Below are 15364 nucleotides of genomic sequence, written 5' to 3'. Positions count from 1 at the left end.
TTACTGGATACCGTGGCTTGACCACGGTATGACACCGAGGTACATAATGAATTTTATTGATGAAGTTAAGATATATATAAAAGGTGGGAATGGCGGCAATGGTTGCGTTAGTTTCCATCGTGAGAAATTTATTGACAGAGGAGGGCCGGACGGTGGCGACGGTGGGCGTGGCGGTAGCGTTATTTTCAGGAGTAATCACCATCTTAATACGTTAGTAAATTATCGATATAAACAGCATTTTACCGCAGAAAACGGCGAAAACGGTAAAGGTTCAAATAGAAGCGGTAAATCAGGAAAATCGTTAGTTCTTGATGTTCCGATCGGTACTCAAATCTTTTCCGAGGACGGTAATATATTATTGCATGACTTCATTGAAGGTAACCAAAGCTTTGAAATAATTAAAGGAGGAAGCGGCGGTCTTGGTAATAGTCATTTCAAATCATCGGTTAATCAAGCTCCAAGAAAGCGTACGGAAGGAGAAATTGCTGAAGAAATGTGGATTCATTTAAGTTTAAAGCTTCTCTCTGACATTGGGCTTGTGGGTCTTCCAAATGCCGGTAAATCTACTTTTTTATCAGTTGTAACGGCAGCCAAGCCTAAAATTGCCGATTATCCCTTTACTACTTTAGTGCCGAATCTTGGAGTGGTATATGTTGATGATGAAGAGTTTGTTATAGCCGATATTCCTGGCTTGATCGAAGGAGCTCATCAAGGACACGGACTTGGCGATAAATTCTTAAAGCATATAGAAAGATGTAATGTATTAATACATTTAATAGACGGCTCTAGTAATGATGTAGTTGCAGATTATAATACGGTACGTCTTGAGCTTGAATCATATTCCGATTATCTAAAAAATAAAATCGAAATCATATGTCTTAATAAATGTGATGTTCTTACCGATGAGGAAATACAAGAAAAAATAAATAAGTTGCAGCAAGTTACTAATAAAGAAGTTTACTCTATCTCTACCTACACTAATACCGGAGTAAATAAAATAGTTAAACTTGCTTTAGAGACTATCAAAAATCAGGAGTAATATATTACCGGAGCTAAGAAAAATTGGCTTTGTCACATGGCTCTTATGTCATTCCCGCGAAAGCGGGAATCTAGTAATCTTTAATGTCATCCCACAACTTGATTGTGGGATCTCAGGATATAGCCTGTGACATAAGATCCCATGGTCAAGCCACGGTATGACACAAAAAAGCACTGTATTCCTGTTTTTGCAAGAATGAGAAAAAACGGTAAACTTTAAATTAAAGTAATACGTTGCTCTTCTGCCTCTAGATATTTCTCTAGCTCTTCCTTAGTATATTTCTTTTCTTTAAGCTTTATTTCATTATTAAATATATATTGTACAGCTTTATCTTCTAAGGCAGGACCTTTAAGTCCTTCAATTGCTCTAGGATTATTTTTATAAAAATCAAATATCATATTTTCCTGCCCAGGAAAATTACGTGCTTGTTGCATAATAACTTTTCTTAAATCATCAGGCTCTAATTGCAAATTTTTAGATTTTGCATATTCAGCAAGTAATAAGCCTATTCGCACACGGCGTAGTGCTAATTTATTATAATATTCTGTTATTTCTTTAGAGGATTTATCTTTCAATAATGATTCATCTTGTTCATTTTTATCGGTTTCGGACTTTAGAATATTTTTTTCTTGCTCTAATAAAGATTCCGGTACATCAAAATCTAATAATTTTTCTAACTTATCAAATAAGTTCATTTTCATTATAGTATTAATAGTTTCTTCCGACTCATTTTCTATTTGTTTAGCAAAATGTGTACGCAATTCTTCAAGGTTATTACTTTGGAATTTTTTAGCAAATTCGTCATCGATAACGGTAGGTTCTGCAGTATGTATTGCTTTAATTTGTACTACAAAACGAGCATCCTTACCTGCTAAATCTTTAGCATGGTAATTTTCAGGAAAAGTAACATTAACATCTACTTCACTACCTGTTTTAGAACCTATTAATTGTTTCTCAAAACCGGGAATAAGTGCATTACTACCTATTACTACCTTAAAATCATTTAATTTACCGCCCTCAAAAGCTTCATCCTTGATGTACCCGATTGCATCAATAGTAACCTGATCTCCGTCTTTTATTTTTGCTTTACTTTCTTTGGTATAGCTTTTTGTTAATGTGGCAAGTTTTTCTAGTTGTTCCTCAACATCTTTAGAATTTACTTCTAATTTTGGACGATCTAGTGAGATTTTCTTTAAATCCGGAATAGTAATTTTAGGTAATAGCTCTATTTTTACGGTAAATTCTAAAGCTTTATCGGGTTCGTTTTGTAATTCTTCAATTTTGGGTCTACCGATTATATTTAGATTATGCTCTTTAATAACGTGATTTACCGAATGGTTAATTCTTCTTTCTATTATATCATTCCTGACGGAAGTACCGTATTTTTTCTTAACAATTGAAACCGGTACTTTACCAGCTCTAAAACCTGCTATTTTAACTTTTTTGGTTAAATCAAGCAATTCTTTTTGAATATCGTCATCTATCTCACTTAAAGGAGTAGAGATTCTTGCATAAAAATCCAATCCTTCGTTTTTTAATACGGTAATTCCCATTTTAATAATCCATTAATTCTGTACATAGTTTGCTAATCAAAATAAACTAAAGAGCCGAAATATGCAATAGTTTTTATATACTCGTTGGGCATTGCCTAAAAAGAGTTGATCTAAAATTTCTATGTCATTCTAACTAAAATCGGGAATCCAGTAATAAAATTAAAAGCTCGATTTAGCTCGCTTTTTTCTGGATTCCCGATTTTAGCTAGAATGACATAGAAATTATGCAATAAGGCATAAATTTCCATAGCTTATGACGTTAAGCAATAAGATTCAAACATACTTCTTCGTTCAGTTCTTTAGCAGAAGATAATTCTATATCAAGTTCGACAAATATCTGTACTAAGGCTATAGATAAATCATTGATCATTTTATCGGTATGGGCAGGGGTTGGGATGATTCGGAGGCGTTCCGTACCGCGAGGTACGGTTGGAAAATTGATATGTTGAACGTAAATGCCGTATTCATTAAGTAGCATATTTGAGGCTTTAGCTGCTTTGATTGGATCGCCGATAATTATCGGCACTATATGACTTTCATTTTTCAAATAAGGTATATTAAAACGTTCAAAAGAGTTTTTAAGCTTTATAACTACTTCTTGATGTTTTATTCGTTCTTCATTCGATTCTTTAAGATGTCTAATACTGTGTGTTGCAGCGGTAGAAATTACCGGTGGAAGTGAAGTGGTAAAAATAAATCCTGGGGCGGTTAGTCTTATAACGTCGACTAAACTATGGTTAGCCGTAATATAGCCGCCGATAGTACCATATGCTTTGGCAAGCGTTCCTTGAATAATATCGATTTGATCACTACAATTAAGAAGCTCGGCAATACCGCCACCCTGTTTACCATATAAACCGACCGTATGAACTTCATCGATAAAGGTTAAAGCATTATATTTTTTGGCTAAGTTGATTATATCTTTGATAGGTGAGAAGAAACCGTCCATAGAATAAGCCGATTCAAAAACAATAATTTTCGGTCTATTAATATCGACTGATTGCAAAAGCTCTTCTAGATGCTTAACATCTAAATGTCTATATATATATTTCTCGGCTCTTGAACTTGTAATCCCTACAATTATTGATGCATGATTTAGCTCATCGGAGAAAAATACTATATCCGGCATGATTTTAGCAAGACTTGCAAGCGTTGTATCATTTGCAACAAAACCGGAGGTAAAAACTAAAGCTGCTTGCTTTTTATGTAAATTTGCAAGTTCTTTTTCAAGCTCAAGAATGGCGATATTATTACCGCCGATATTGCGAGTTCCGCCTGATCCAACACCGTATTTTAGCAAGGCATCTATAGAAGCTTGCATTACTTTTGCATGTTTACTCATACCCAAATAGTCATTAATGCACCACATAACTATTTGTTTATTAGCGTGTTCTACAAAAGGAAAATTATCGGCTTGTCTTGTTAAGGCCTTAAATTCTCGATATCTTCCTTCGCTTTTGATCTTATCTATATGTTTGCTAAATATAGTATCGTAATAAAACATTAGAACTATTGGTTTGTTAGAAATTTTTTACGTGAATTGTAAAACATACTGTGTCATCCCGTGGTCAAGCCACGGGATCCATAAAAACAATAAAAAATACTAGTATTTCTACTGGATCCCGCGATCAAGTCGCGGGATGACAACGGATTACGACCATTCTACATTAAAATTAAAAAAGTTTAAAGTTATAATATGGCTTTTTGTACAATATCGTTTAATCTCTTTGAAAATGCACCTGTATCAGCAACCGGTTCACCCTCTAAAATACAGGCTTGATCAAATATTAGATTAACCAATTCTTCATTATTTTTATTATTTGCTTTTAGGTCATTAAAGATTTTCTCTATGATTTTATTTTTAGGATTTAGCTCTAAATTTTTAGCTGAGGCATTAGCTATTTGTTTCTGCTCAATCAAAAACCTTTCCATACGAATATCCATAGCAGCATCGCTAACGGCAAGACAAGCAGGGCTTGAAGTAAGTTTTTTAGAGATCTTAACTTCTTTTACTAACTCCCCGAGTGTCTCTTTAAAATAATCTGTTAGCAATTTATATTCATCATCGGATTTTTTACTATTTGTATTTTTCTCCTCAGATTGTGAAGTAGTTTGCTCTACATCGATATCGCTTCTAGTAGCAGATTTAATAGCACGTCCTTTATATTCGCTATTAATATTTACCCAAAAATCATCCACTGTATCGGTAAAAAGTAATACATCGATATTTTTACTAAGTAGTCCTTCGATTTGCGGGCTTGAAAGTAATTTATCGGGATTATCCCCGCTTAAATAATATATAGTATTCTGCCCTTCTTTAAAATTTGCTATATACTCGTCAAAGCTGATCATTTTATTATGCAGGGCACTTCTGAATATACATACTTCTAATAATTTTTCATGATCGGTAGTAGCCTCACATAGTCCTTCTTTTAAAGCACCACCGAAATTAGCCCAAAACTTATTATATTCTTCAGGTGATTCCTCTTTCTTTTTTCTAAGCTCGCCAAGCACTCTTTTTGTAATAGCATTTTTGATTTTCTCAAGCACGCTATTATGCTGCAGTGATTCACGGCTAATATTCAACGGTAAATCTTCTGAATCAACCACGCCTCGTAAAAATCTTAAATATGACGGAATTAAATCAATATTCTCATCAGAAATAAATACTCTTTTTATATATAATTTTACTCGCCTTTTGCGATCAGGGTGAAATAAGTCAAATGTTTTGCTTGAGGGAATGAAAAGCAGGTTAGTAAATTCTATAGCTCCTTCGTTTTTATTATGCAGAGTAATCCACGGATCATCTATGGCGTAAGATAAACTTTTATAAAATTCTTTGTATTGTTCTTCCGTAATTTCTGATTTCAGTCTTGTCCATAATGCAGAAGCTGAATTAAGCTGGATTTCATTATTACCGTTTTCATCAAAGAAATATATCGGTACTGCTATGTGATCGGAATAGCTTTTAACGATGTGTTTTAATCTAAAATGATCAAGGAATGTATCTTCTTCCTTTTTGATATGTAAAACGATTTCCGTGCCTCTTGTGAATTCTTTATCCGAATCTGAAACAATATACTCGCCAAGTCCGTCCGATTCCCAAACATGGACTTTATCCTCACCAGCTTTTCTTGAGGTTACAGTCACTTTATCGGCTACCATAAAGCTTGAATAAAATCCAACACCAAATTGACCGATTAGCATATTGTCTTTTTTAGAATCACCGGAGAGGTTTTTAAGAAAATTTGCCGTACCTGATCTTGCAATAGTACCAAGGTTTTCGATTAAATCCTCTTTATTCATGCCTATGCCGTTATCACGGATAATGATCTGTCCGTTATCTTTATCGACTTTAACCGTAATTTTAAAATTGCTATCGCCAGCTACTAATTCACTATTACTTTGAGATAAATAACGTAATTTATCGCAAGCATCGGAAGCATTGGAAATTAACTCCCTCATAAAAATCTCTTTATTACTATAAAGAGAGTGAATCATTAAATTTAAAATCTTGCCAACCTCGGCATCAAACTTTTTCTTTTCTTGTATCATAATTATTCCAGTTAATAAATTATTTTTTCGTCATATGATTGTCTATGTCATTCCATTGATCGCAGGAATCTAGTAAAAAATTAATGTCATCCCGCAACTTGATTGCGGGATCTCAGGACACATTATGTGATACAAGATCCCGTGGTCAAGCCACGGGATGACATCAAAAAAGTCTGGATTCCCGCCTATGCGAGAATGACATCGGCAGCCTAGCAATAACAGCACCTTATTTAATATAGGAATTAATAATCAAATTTAAATAGTCTTCATTAATATTTTTTATCAATATCGTTTTTAAGCTATGAGTATGACCTTTAATAATTTCGATATTACTACGTGATAATTTCCATTCTTTTGCTAAATAATTTATGATTTCTTCATTAGCTTTACCTTGTTCCGGTATTGCTTTTATAGATAATTTTAGATATGGGATATTATTGATAATTACAAAATCGCTAATTAGATTCCGGTTAGAATTAGGCTTTACTTTAAGACTAAGTAAAGTCTGATGTGAAGAAGAATTGTAATTGTAGAATTTATCCATGAATATCTTTTATCACATTTGCTTATTATTTTTAATAAAAAAAGAATCCTTGAAAAACTTTGCTTAAACTGATATAAAGTTTACCGTAAATGTTTAGCACCCTTAGCTCAGCTGGATAGAGCAACAGATTTCTAATCTGTGGGTCAGAGGTTCGAATCCTTTAGGGTGCGCCATTCTTCGATTTCTCATGTTTTTATGCAGCTGTCAAACGGCGGACGCAGCATAAAGTCAAGCTTTTCAGGTTTTAATGTTTGGTTAGTAAATACTAAATTTACTAAATTGTGTTTTTCTGTAATTGTCGAACTTTTGAAAGTTTGGTGTGCATTTGCAGCTATTTGTATTAGGTCTATCACTCTTAAACTATTTTCTGCCACCAAGTCTCTAAACTAAGCAGCTGTTCTCTTTCTTCTAAATAGTAAATTTATCACCTTATAAAAAGAAATATTGATAATTTAATTAAAAATATTTCTCAAGTTTATTAATATAAGTTTTAATAATAATTAAAGCTTTAATTTCTTTTGTTTTAACTAATATAGGATTATCAAAATGCCAGATTCTTCAGCTCAAGGTAAATTTGAACAACGTGAAATTAACGATAAACTAGAAAAGTTTTTTAAAGAACGTAAATTAGAATTAGAGAACTCAAATATGCTAAAAGACTTTAGCGATCTTATAGCTGATTCATCTAATAACCCTGATATCAAAAGTATAGCTCCATATGTAGATACAATGGAGAATTTGCTAAACTCAATACCGAAGCCTTACCACAAAACAGAATTCCTAGATTATGTAACAAAAATATAGTACCAAATCATAAACATGAAAATTGGCTTAATGGAGTTAATAATGGATTAAAAGAAGAAATGCTTATTAATAACCTCAAAGAACTATCATCAGACCACTCTGATGTAATGCTTAACTTAAAGCCGAGTAACAATGAAAAAGAGTTTGAAAAAAATTAAAAGATATTATTAAGATTCATGAAAAAGGGAAGGAAAATCCTGAAAACAAAGAAAAAATTTCTCAAGAATTCAAAAAAGAACAGAAAGAAGTAGGTATTTATATGGATGCTATAACACATGCTAATAAAAATACTAAACAAACACTAGAACACATAAGGGCTACTATTAACAAACATAAATCTCCCCTTCCTCATTTTATTACTACTCCCAAGAATATATCGCAAAAAAGCGGGCGAGGACCTGTAGGAAGGTAAGTAATAACTACTTGAAGCTGGTAAATGTGTCGATAATCGTCCACTAGGGTATGCCATTAACCGAAAAACAACAAGCTGCCTTAATCTCATTTATCTTTAATTTTGGTAGCGGGAAGTTTCAAGCATCAAAATTGCGGCAGAAGCTTAACCGAGGTGAATATTTAGTGGCTGCGCCAATGAGCTACCAAGATGGATGCGTGCTAAAGGCGGTGTTAAGCTGCAAGGCTTAGTGATACGCCGGCAACATTATATATTATAATTATTACCAATTATTAAAACTTCTTATTATTTCCTTTAATCCCCTATATATTCACAAATCTCTTAAATCAACTCCAACTCACTTATGCATACTTATAATTAAATTTCTATTGCATTCTTAAAACTCCTTATTATGATTCTGTCTATAGCTCATCTTTAACAAAATATTAAGATTTATAGAATTTAATAAGGATATAATTATGTTTGATTTTAAAAGATTGTTTCCAACTTCATTTGAAAGATTGATAAACGCAATACAAGCAAAAAATATAGAAGAAGCCTAAAAATTAATTGCTAGAATGGATATTACTGAATTAAGCAAAGTGGCTAACAACGGTGAAACAGCTTTAGCTTATGCTGCTTGGGAAGACTTAGACAAACTTTGTGAATTACTTATTAATAGAATGTCCATACAGCTATTAATCATGTTAATAATAACGGCTATACGGCTTTAACTTGGGCTGCTGCTAATGGTTATGAAGAAGTTTGCGAAATACTTATACTTAAAATGTCTAATGAGGCTATTAATCAGGTTACTAATAATGGTGAAACGGCTTTAAATATAGCCACAAATAAAGGTTTAAAAAATGTATGTGACTTATTGCATAAAATAAGATGGTTTTCAAAAGTTGGCTGATGGAATAAACGACAAAGTAGCTAATAACACTACAATAAATGCTAAAGATAAAGCTATAATATAAAGACACTATAGAAAATATAGTAAATAAACATTAAAGCCCTTAATAATATAACCGATATAGACAAAATAACTGCTAATATGCAAAAACTTATAGTTAATAAATCTACAAAATTTAAAATTATGACTATAGAAAACCAGCTTAACGAAATAATTGATGATCAAAATATAAACGATAATATTAGCTTGTTAGGTGGTGATAATACTTATTGTATCTGCTGCCGGTTAACAATAAAATATAAAAAATATTGATTTACACTATAAAAAAAGACAGGGGCAACTTGCCTCCACCCTTTAAATTCTTACGCTGCTTGTAAATTTTGTTGCATATTAAAAGTATCGCTTATTTGTGTTCTATAGCTTGTTGCGATTAGTAATTCAAGGTTTTAAATTATAATTTGCTAAGCAGACAATAATAACACGCATCTTATAATTTTTGCTGAGTATCTTAAACTAAGAGATATTACAGGAAACCTGCTATAAATATTTATCAATTAAGCAGACATCACCGAAGAAGGTGCAAAAGATTTTGTCGGATAATTTCCACTTTCTTTCTCCAATTTTTCAAAATGAAATATACCAAATCCAATACTTGTTGGAATCATAATAATTAATACTCCCCAGTTTCCAAAGGTTTTTATTAAATGAGGAAAACCAAAAGAGCTAATAACATACATACAAGCAGTTGATAAAGCATATGTAAATGTTACGGAAATAAAGCGTTTAAAGATTGGAAAATGTCTAAAACAATTTGGTACAGCTGGCATAACATTAAGGGCAAAAGCCATGATAAGTGATTGAATAATAAATATTTGATTTGGATTAGAAGCTTTATTTAATAAATATGGACATAGTAATATTATAATAGTAAACATACCTAATAATGCTTTTAGAATTTTTAAAGGATATATCTTATAACTTAATGCTGCTACTATTTATTATACTTATAAGTTCTATTATAGATAATTTGAAATTTTGTTTTATAACTTGTTCAGGAGTACAGTTAAATTTGGTTACAAGAATATCGCCACAATAAATATATGTAAAATAAAAACATACAGGCCATGCACAATCCATTATAAATAGAGCTATTGCTGTCTTTTTATTAATTTTTTCTTTCCAAATAGGATTATTTTCTAATACTTTTATATCTCTATTAGCTTTTTCAAAAGTTTTAAGTAATTTAAGCTTTGCATTAGCAAATTCAGGAGTTTCTCATAATGCGGTTCTTGCTAATGTTCCTACAACGGCAATAATTGTACCGATACCAAATGCATAACGCCAATTAAAGCCATAAGAAGTAACAATAGTAGCAAACTCCTAAAGCTGCGAAAGTTCCTACAGTAGCGAAAACCGTAGCTAAGGCTACAATAGGATATTGTATTGGAGGCTTAGAGTAAACTCGGTTAAATAAACTTCTGTTCCTATTACCTCTCCCATTGAGGACATACCTTGAACAATTCTACATAATATTATTATAATAGAAGCTGTTATGCCAATTTCATTATAAGTAGGAAGTAATGCCATTACTATGCACGAAGTAGCCATCAATCATAGTTGTTATAACTACTGTAGTTTTTCGCCCATATGTATCACCCAAATATCCAAAAACAAGAGCCCCGAGTGGTCTAAAGATAAAAGTAGCACATAAAGCTGCTATAGAGTAAAGCGAAGCAGCATAAGCATCAGCTTTTGGAAAAAAAAGCTCATTAAGAAGTACGGACATAAAGCATAAGATCAAAATATTCCAATAAGGTTCCTACAGATAACAATCCTACAGCTTGTTTCTGTTCTTTTGTCAAACTTCTTTGTTCTTTTTCGTAGCCTAGCATAATTTTTATATAAAAATTAAATTGTAAAAAAACTTATACTGTTTTGTATAAAAGTCAATAAAGGATTTTGTCTTATATATTTAAATAGATTAATTTAATATTTCCCAAGGCCTAATTACAAATCAGAGGAATATCTAATATATTAGACCAAACTTTATCCCAACCTTTTGCATGAGAAATATTAGGAAAAGTTTGCTTTTTTACACACGGTGCGTTACTTGTTTTTACGTAAAGTTCTGCTATGAAAGGCGGGACTCTTTTGTCATCCATGCCGGAGAGATGTAATTGAGGGATATTATTAACCTGCTTTGCATAATTTATCGGGTTTAACGATTTAACTAAGTAACCACGATAATTATGATATTTATCGAACTTTTTAATATCTAAATTACCGGCAATCGTTATAATATCTTTAACATTACTATTTTGAGCGGCAATTAATATTGTAAGCCCGCCGCCACCGGAGAAGCCGACTAAGCTAAATTTTTGTCCGTTATTGATAATATTTATGACATTGTTAATTGAATCTACGACTTCCTGCCCCATTCTTTTATCTAACCAATAATCGCTAATGCATTTTGAGTTCATTTCTAAAGGAGTATATTGGCAAGGTCTTGCTATATAAACAATATTCGGTCTTTTATCCATTGTAGCAAGCTTTAAGAGCATCGGATTAACGGGAGTAGGGTTGTCGGAATTAGCAGATCCATCCGCAAGATGTCCATCTCCCTCAATATAGAATACAAAAGGTAGGTTACGGTCGGTAATACGCTGATAAGTCGTAAGAGTAAAATCACCTCCGTTTACTAGCTGCATCTGAAAGTTATTTTGAGCTGCTATATCTTGCGAATGCTTTACCCTACTAGCCACATCATGAGTAGTAGAACACCCTGAAAGAAATATTGATGTAAGGAATATTATACAAAGAAGTTTTTTCATAATATTTAAGGTAATATTTGGTAGGAGTTACTTACATGGCTTTAATGACATTCCTGCGTGGATCAGTTTTTCATCTGAGTTACGGAAAAACTGTAAGTCTTGACGAAGCAATCCAGTAAAAAATCCTGTAAATCAGAATTTTATTATTATTTTTTATGGATTGCCACACAGCCTACGGCTGCTCGCAATGACGACAGAAAATAATTAAAACGGTATTTCGTCGTCTAAGTCGCTATGATCAAAGGAATGATTTTTAGTTTCAGAATGTTTATATTCGCTATGCCCTGAATCTTGAGTATGATTATTAGAGTTTTTACTATCTAATAATATTAATTGTGAATTAAAGTTTTGTAACACAACTTCCGTGGTATATTTTTCTTGACCTGAATTATCATTCCACTTACGGGTTTGCAATGAACCTTCAATATATAATTTACTACCTTTTGTGACATAGCGTTCTACAACAGATACTAACCCCTCACTAAATATCACTACTCTATGCCATTCGGTTCGTTCTTTTCGTTCGCTGGTGATGCGATCTTTCCAAGTTTCGGTTGTTGCTAAGGAAAGATTAATGATTTTTTTCCCTTCGCCCGTAGTTCTAATTTCCGGATCACGCCCTACATTACCTATTAATATTACTTTATTTAAACTACCTGCCATAGATTACTACCTATTTTAAAATATTATTATTGCAATAATAAAATAAAAGAGCCTATAATACTACAGGTTTTTTAAAAAATATCTCAAAAATTTTGTAGTGAAGTGATTATGAACCAAGAATATATTAAGGTGCGCGGTGCTAAAGAGCATAATCTAAAAAATATAAATGTTGATATTCCAAGGAATAAATTTGTTGTTATCACCGGTCTTAGCGGTTCGGGCAAGTCTTCTTTAGCATTTGATACTATTTATGCAGAAGGCCAAAGGCGATATGTTGAAAGTTTATCTTCATATGCAAGGCAATTCTTACATTTACAAAATAAACCGAATGTGGAATCTATTTCCGGATTATCGCCTGCTATTGCAATTGACCAAAAAACTACTTCCAAAAATCCACGTTCTACGGTTGGAACTATAACGGAAATTTACGATTATCTTAGGTTATTATATGCAAGGGTGGGTATTCCTTACTCTCCGGCAACCGGTCTTCCGATACATAGCCAAACGGTTTCCGAGATGGTAGATATAATTAACAAACTACCTAAAGGTACGAAAGTATATTTACTCGCTCCTATTGTTAGAGGACATAAGGGGGAGTTCAAACGTGAAATTATGAATCTGAAAAAGCAAGGCTTTCAGAAATTAATAGTTAACGGGGAAGTTTGCGAAATTGATGATTTACCGAAGCTTGATAAAAATAAGAAGCATAATATAGAAGTGATCGTTGATAGAATAGTTCTAGACGAAAGTTTAGGTAATAGACTTGCAGATAGCTTAGAGAGTTCGTTAAATCTTGCCGAGGGTATTACTTATTTGGAAATTGTAGAATTGCCGCCGGCAGTTAAGACCGAGTTTGAAAAAAATCAGCGTATTACTTTTTCCGAGAAATATTCTTGTCCGGTATCGGGTTTTCAGCTTACTGAAATAGAGTCTCGAATCTTTTCTTTTAATAGCCCTTTTGGAGCATGTCCTAAATGTGAAGGAATAGGTAAGGAATTTTTCTTTGATAGAGATTTAATAGTTCCGGATCAAAGAATTTCTATTAAAGACGGTGCAATAGTGCCTTGGGGTAGTACATCTTCTAAATTTATCCTAGAGACATTAAAGGCTCTTGCCGATCATTATAAATTTTCTATTGAAGTACCTTTTATAAGTTTATCACAAAATGTTAAGGATATTTTATTTGAAGGTTCAGGAGAAGAGGCAATAAAGTTTGAATTTCACGACGGTTCTAAAACGCAAATAATAGAACAACCTTTTGCCGGTATAATACCAAGTTTGCAAGAAAAGGACCGTACTATAGAATCAGTTTTAATTAAAGAAGAACTAGCTAAATTTAAGTCAGAGCATAAATGTACTGCTTGTTCAGGGTTTAGATTAAAAGACGAAGCGTTATGCGTTAAAATAGCGAATCTTCATATAGGCGCAGTAGCGGGTATGAGTATTGCAGCCTTGCAAAAATGGTTTAGTCACTTAGAAGAAAAATTAAATAAAAAGCAATTATTTATTGCCGAGCGTATACTCAAAGAAATTACCGAGAGATTAAAATTTCTTATGAATGTCGGGCTTGATTATCTAACGTTATCACGAGAAGCAGGTACTTTATCGGGAGGGGAAAGTCAGCGTATTCGTCTTGCATCTCAAATAGGTTCAGGGCTTAGCGGTGTTTTATATGTACTTGATGAGCCGTCTATCGGTCTTCATCAACGAGATAATACAAGATTAATTGAGACACTAAAAAGGCTTAGAGATCTAGGTAATACCGTTTTGGTAGTCGAGCATGATGAAGAAACAATGTATGAAGCAGATCATATTATTGATATAGGACCGGGAGCCGGTATTCACGGCGGTCGTGTTATTGCGGAAGGAAATACTGAAGAAATAAAGAATTTTGAAGAAAGTATTACAGGTAGGTATCTAAGCGGTCGTCAAACAATTAAAGTACCTTCTGAAACAAGAGTAGGACATGATAATAAGGCAATTGAATTACTTGGGGCGGTTTCCAACAATTTAGATAATATTGATATCAAAATTCCACTTGGTACGTTTACTGCTATAACGGGAGTATCAGGAAGCGGTAAATCAAGCTTGATGATTCATACTCTATATAAAGCGGCTCTAAAGCATTTAGAGCCGACTAGCAAAGTATTCCCGGGAAAATATAGAGAGTTAAAAGGACTTGAATATATTGATAAAATTATCGATATTAATCAATCTCCGATAGGTAGAACTCCTCGTTCAAACCCTGCAACTTATACAGGTGCATTTACCCATATTAGGGATTGGTTTGTGGAATTACCTGAATCAAAAGCTAGAGGGTATAAAGTAGGCAGATTTTCGTTTAACGTTAAAGGCGGGAGATGTGAAGCATGCCAAGGTGATGGGCTGATTAAAATAGAGATGCATTTCCTACCTGACGTATATGTAAAATGTGATATTTGTAACGGTCACAGATATAATAGAGAAACTCTTGAAATAAAATATAAAGGTAAATCTATTGCTGATATTTTAATGATGACGGTAGAAGATGCGATGCAATTTTTTGAGAAAATCCCGTTAATCTATGAAAAACTAATTACCTTAAATGCGGTGGGCCTAGGCTATATTAAAATCGGTCAGTCTGCTACTACTCTTTCAGGCGGTGAAGCACAACGCGTTAAGCTTGCTAAAGAATTATCAAGACGTTCAACCGGTAAAACGCTTTATATACTTGATGAACCGACTACGGGACTACATATCGACGATATTAATAAATTGCTGCAAGTTTTACATAAACTTGTTGATATGGGCAATACCGTTTTAGTTATTGAGCATAATCTAGATGTTATAAAAACAGCAGATTATATTATTGATATCGGTCCTGAAGGCGGTGACAAAGGCGGTAAGATAGTTATATGTGGTACTCCTGCCGATATCGCTGCCTGTGAGGAAAGCCATACCGGTAGATATTTAAAGCAATATTTGAAGTAGCTACTTAAAATCCTTATCTAAAATAATAATAAAAAACCTAACTCAAGAGATACCTTAACGCCATGCCCCATTAATTATATTTACATTTTAAGGTAATT

General features: G+C 33.0%; 17 protein-coding genes and 1 tRNA gene. 10 read left to right on the top strand and 8 right to left on the bottom strand.

Going from position 1 to position 15364, the window contains the following annotated elements; translation table 11 throughout:
- The first annotated feature begins 46 nt into the window (after positions 1–46).
- Positions 47–1039 carry a GTPase ObgE gene (obgE, locus tag RAS_RS07590; RefSeq protein WP_147143700.1) on the top strand — a complete coding sequence of 331 codons (993 nt, stop codon included), beginning with the start codon at positions 47–49 and terminating at the stop codon, positions 1037–1039.
- A gap of 215 nt (positions 1040–1254) precedes the next feature.
- On the opposite strand, the gene tig is transcribed toward obgE, so the two are convergent.
- The 4 genes from tig to RAS_RS07570 all read right to left on the bottom strand — a co-directional run bounded on the left by tig (position 1255) and on the right by RAS_RS07570 (position 6691).
- Positions 1255–2592 carry a trigger factor gene (tig, locus tag RAS_RS07585; RefSeq protein WP_147143696.1) on the bottom strand — a complete coding sequence of 446 codons (1338 nt, stop codon included), beginning with the start codon at positions 2590–2592 and terminating at the stop codon, positions 1255–1257.
- 259 nt (positions 2593–2851) lie between these two features.
- On the bottom strand, positions 2852–4096 hold the full coding sequence (gene hemA / locus RAS_RS07580; RefSeq protein WP_147143693.1) for a 5-aminolevulinate synthase: 1245 nt from the start codon (positions 4094–4096) through the stop codon (positions 2852–2854).
- A 185-nt stretch (positions 4097–4281) separates the two neighbouring features.
- Positions 4282–6147, bottom strand: a complete 1866-nt coding sequence (gene htpG, locus RAS_RS07575) for a molecular chaperone HtpG (protein ID WP_010420962.1) — start codon at positions 6145–6147, stop codon at positions 4282–4284.
- A 226-nt stretch (positions 6148–6373) separates the two neighbouring features.
- On the bottom strand, positions 6374–6691 hold the full coding sequence (locus RAS_RS07570) for an A1G_07140 family DUF167 domain protein (RefSeq protein ID WP_147143690.1): 318 nt from the start codon (positions 6689–6691) through the stop codon (positions 6374–6376).
- A gap of 96 nt (positions 6692–6787) precedes the next feature.
- Here RAS_RS07570 and RAS_RS07565 point away from each other — a divergent pair.
- The 8 genes from RAS_RS07565 to RAS_RS08865 all read left to right on the top strand — a co-directional run bounded on the left by RAS_RS07565 (position 6788) and on the right by RAS_RS08865 (position 9114).
- Positions 6788–6864: transfer RNA gene (locus RAS_RS07565), tRNA-Arg, on the top strand.
- Between the two features lie 22 nt (positions 6865–6886).
- Positions 6887–7081: a hypothetical protein gene (locus RAS_RS10315; RefSeq protein WP_232049235.1), complete on the top strand. Its 195-nt coding sequence runs from the start codon at positions 6887–6889 to the stop codon at positions 7079–7081.
- Between the two features lie 156 nt (positions 7082–7237).
- Positions 7238–7495: a hypothetical protein gene (locus RAS_RS07555; protein WP_172616096.1), complete on the top strand. Its 258-nt coding sequence runs from the start codon at positions 7238–7240 to the stop codon at positions 7493–7495.
- A 259-nt stretch (positions 7496–7754) separates the two neighbouring features.
- Positions 7755–7907 (top strand): hypothetical protein, encoded by a 153-nt coding sequence (locus RAS_RS08875; protein ID WP_172616095.1) that lies wholly within the window; start codon positions 7755–7757, stop codon positions 7905–7907.
- Between the two features lie 50 nt (positions 7908–7957).
- Positions 7958–8137: a glycoside hydrolase family protein gene (locus RAS_RS11230; protein WP_408634807.1), complete on the top strand. Its 180-nt coding sequence runs from the start codon at positions 7958–7960 to the stop codon at positions 8135–8137.
- A 327-nt stretch (positions 8138–8464) separates the two neighbouring features.
- On the top strand, positions 8465–8620 hold the full coding sequence (locus RAS_RS08870) for a hypothetical protein (RefSeq protein ID WP_172616164.1): 156 nt from the start codon (positions 8465–8467) through the stop codon (positions 8618–8620).
- A complete protein-coding gene (locus RAS_RS11225; RefSeq protein WP_147144149.1) occupies positions 8584–8802 on the top strand; it encodes an ankyrin repeat domain-containing protein in 219 nt (72 codons plus the stop codon). Before RAS_RS08870 ends, RAS_RS11225 begins: the two co-directional genes overlap by 37 nt.
- A 141-nt stretch (positions 8803–8943) precedes the next feature.
- Complete coding sequence (locus RAS_RS08865; protein ID WP_172616163.1) at positions 8944–9114, top strand: hypothetical protein; 171 nt, start codon at positions 8944–8946, stop codon at positions 9112–9114.
- Positions 9115–9356: 242 nt separating this feature from the next.
- On the opposite strand, the gene RAS_RS10310 is transcribed toward RAS_RS08865, so the two are convergent.
- The 4 genes from RAS_RS10310 to RAS_RS07535 form a co-directional block, all read right to left on the bottom strand.
- Positions 9357–9650 (bottom strand): hypothetical protein, encoded by a 294-nt coding sequence (locus RAS_RS10310; RefSeq protein WP_232049374.1) that lies wholly within the window; start codon positions 9648–9650, stop codon positions 9357–9359.
- Positions 9651–10366: 716 nt separating this feature from the next.
- Complete coding sequence (locus tag RAS_RS10305; RefSeq protein WP_232049234.1) at positions 10367–10588, bottom strand: hypothetical protein; 222 nt, start codon at positions 10586–10588, stop codon at positions 10367–10369.
- A gap of 217 nt (positions 10589–10805) precedes the next feature.
- The gene (locus RAS_RS07540; RefSeq protein ID WP_147143684.1) at positions 10806–11633 is read right to left on the bottom strand and encodes an alpha/beta hydrolase family protein; all 828 of its coding nucleotides are present in this window, start codon (positions 11631–11633) and stop codon (positions 10806–10808) included.
- Between the two features lie 204 nt (positions 11634–11837).
- The gene (locus tag RAS_RS07535) at positions 11838–12296 is read right to left on the bottom strand and encodes a single-stranded DNA-binding protein (RefSeq protein ID WP_010420988.1); all 459 of its coding nucleotides are present in this window, start codon (positions 12294–12296) and stop codon (positions 11838–11840) included.
- A 108-nt stretch (positions 12297–12404) separates the two neighbouring features.
- Here RAS_RS07535 and uvrA point away from each other — a divergent pair, with 108 nt between their 5' ends.
- Positions 12405–15266 (top strand): excinuclease ABC subunit UvrA, encoded by a 2862-nt coding sequence (gene uvrA, locus RAS_RS07530; RefSeq protein WP_147143681.1) that lies wholly within the window; start codon positions 12405–12407, stop codon positions 15264–15266.
- Positions 15267–15364 lie beyond the last annotated feature (98 nt).

Origin of the sequence: Rickettsia asiatica (assembly GCF_007989425.1) — a bacterium.
In the GTDB taxonomy this organism is placed as follows: domain Bacteria; phylum Pseudomonadota; class Alphaproteobacteria; order Rickettsiales; family Rickettsiaceae; genus Rickettsia; species Rickettsia helvetica.
This window is presented reverse-complemented; position numbering and strand designations above follow the sequence as displayed.

Coding starts and splice junctions, on each gene's coding strand:
- RAS_RS08870 (WP_172616164.1), top strand. CDS start 8,465: ATGGATATTACTGAATTAAGCAAAGTGGCTAACAACGGTGAAACAGCT.
- RAS_RS08875 (WP_172616095.1), top strand. CDS start 7,755: ATGGATGCTATAACACATGCTAATAAAAATACTAAACAAACACTAGAA.
- obgE (WP_147143700.1), top strand. CDS start 47: ATGAATTTTATTGATGAAGTTAAGATATATATAAAAGGTGGGAATGGC.
- RAS_RS10315 (WP_232049235.1), top strand. CDS start 6,887: ATGCAGCTGTCAAACGGCGGACGCAGCATAAAGTCAAGCTTTTCAGGT.
- htpG (WP_010420962.1), bottom strand. CDS start 6,147: ATGATACAAGAAAAGAAAAAGTTTGATGCCGAGGTTGGCAAGATTTTA.
- hemA (WP_147143693.1), bottom strand. CDS start 4,096: ATGTTTTATTACGATACTATATTTAGCAAACATATAGATAAGATCAAA.
- RAS_RS11230 (WP_408634807.1), top strand. CDS start 7,958: ATGCCATTAACCGAAAAACAACAAGCTGCCTTAATCTCATTTATCTTT.
- tig (WP_147143696.1), bottom strand. CDS start 2,592: ATGGGAATTACCGTATTAAAAAACGAAGGATTGGATTTTTATGCAAGA.
- RAS_RS10310 (WP_232049374.1), bottom strand. CDS start 9,650: ATGGCTTTTGCCCTTAATGTTATGCCAGCTGTACCAAATTGTTTTAGA.
- RAS_RS07540 (WP_147143684.1), bottom strand. CDS start 11,633: ATGAAAAAACTTCTTTGTATAATATTCCTTACATCAATATTTCTTTCA.
- uvrA (WP_147143681.1), top strand. CDS start 12,405: ATGAACCAAGAATATATTAAGGTGCGCGGTGCTAAAGAGCATAATCTA.
- RAS_RS08865 (WP_172616163.1), top strand. CDS start 8,944: ATGCAAAAACTTATAGTTAATAAATCTACAAAATTTAAAATTATGACT.
- RAS_RS07570 (WP_147143690.1), bottom strand. CDS start 6,691: ATGGATAAATTCTACAATTACAATTCTTCTTCACATCAGACTTTACTT.
- RAS_RS10305 (WP_232049234.1), bottom strand. CDS start 10,588: ATGTCCGTACTTCTTAATGAGCTTTTTTTTCCAAAAGCTGATGCTTAT.
- RAS_RS07535 (WP_010420988.1), bottom strand. CDS start 12,296: ATGGCAGGTAGTTTAAATAAAGTAATATTAATAGGTAATGTAGGGCGT.
- RAS_RS07555 (WP_172616096.1), top strand. CDS start 7,238: ATGCCAGATTCTTCAGCTCAAGGTAAATTTGAACAACGTGAAATTAAC.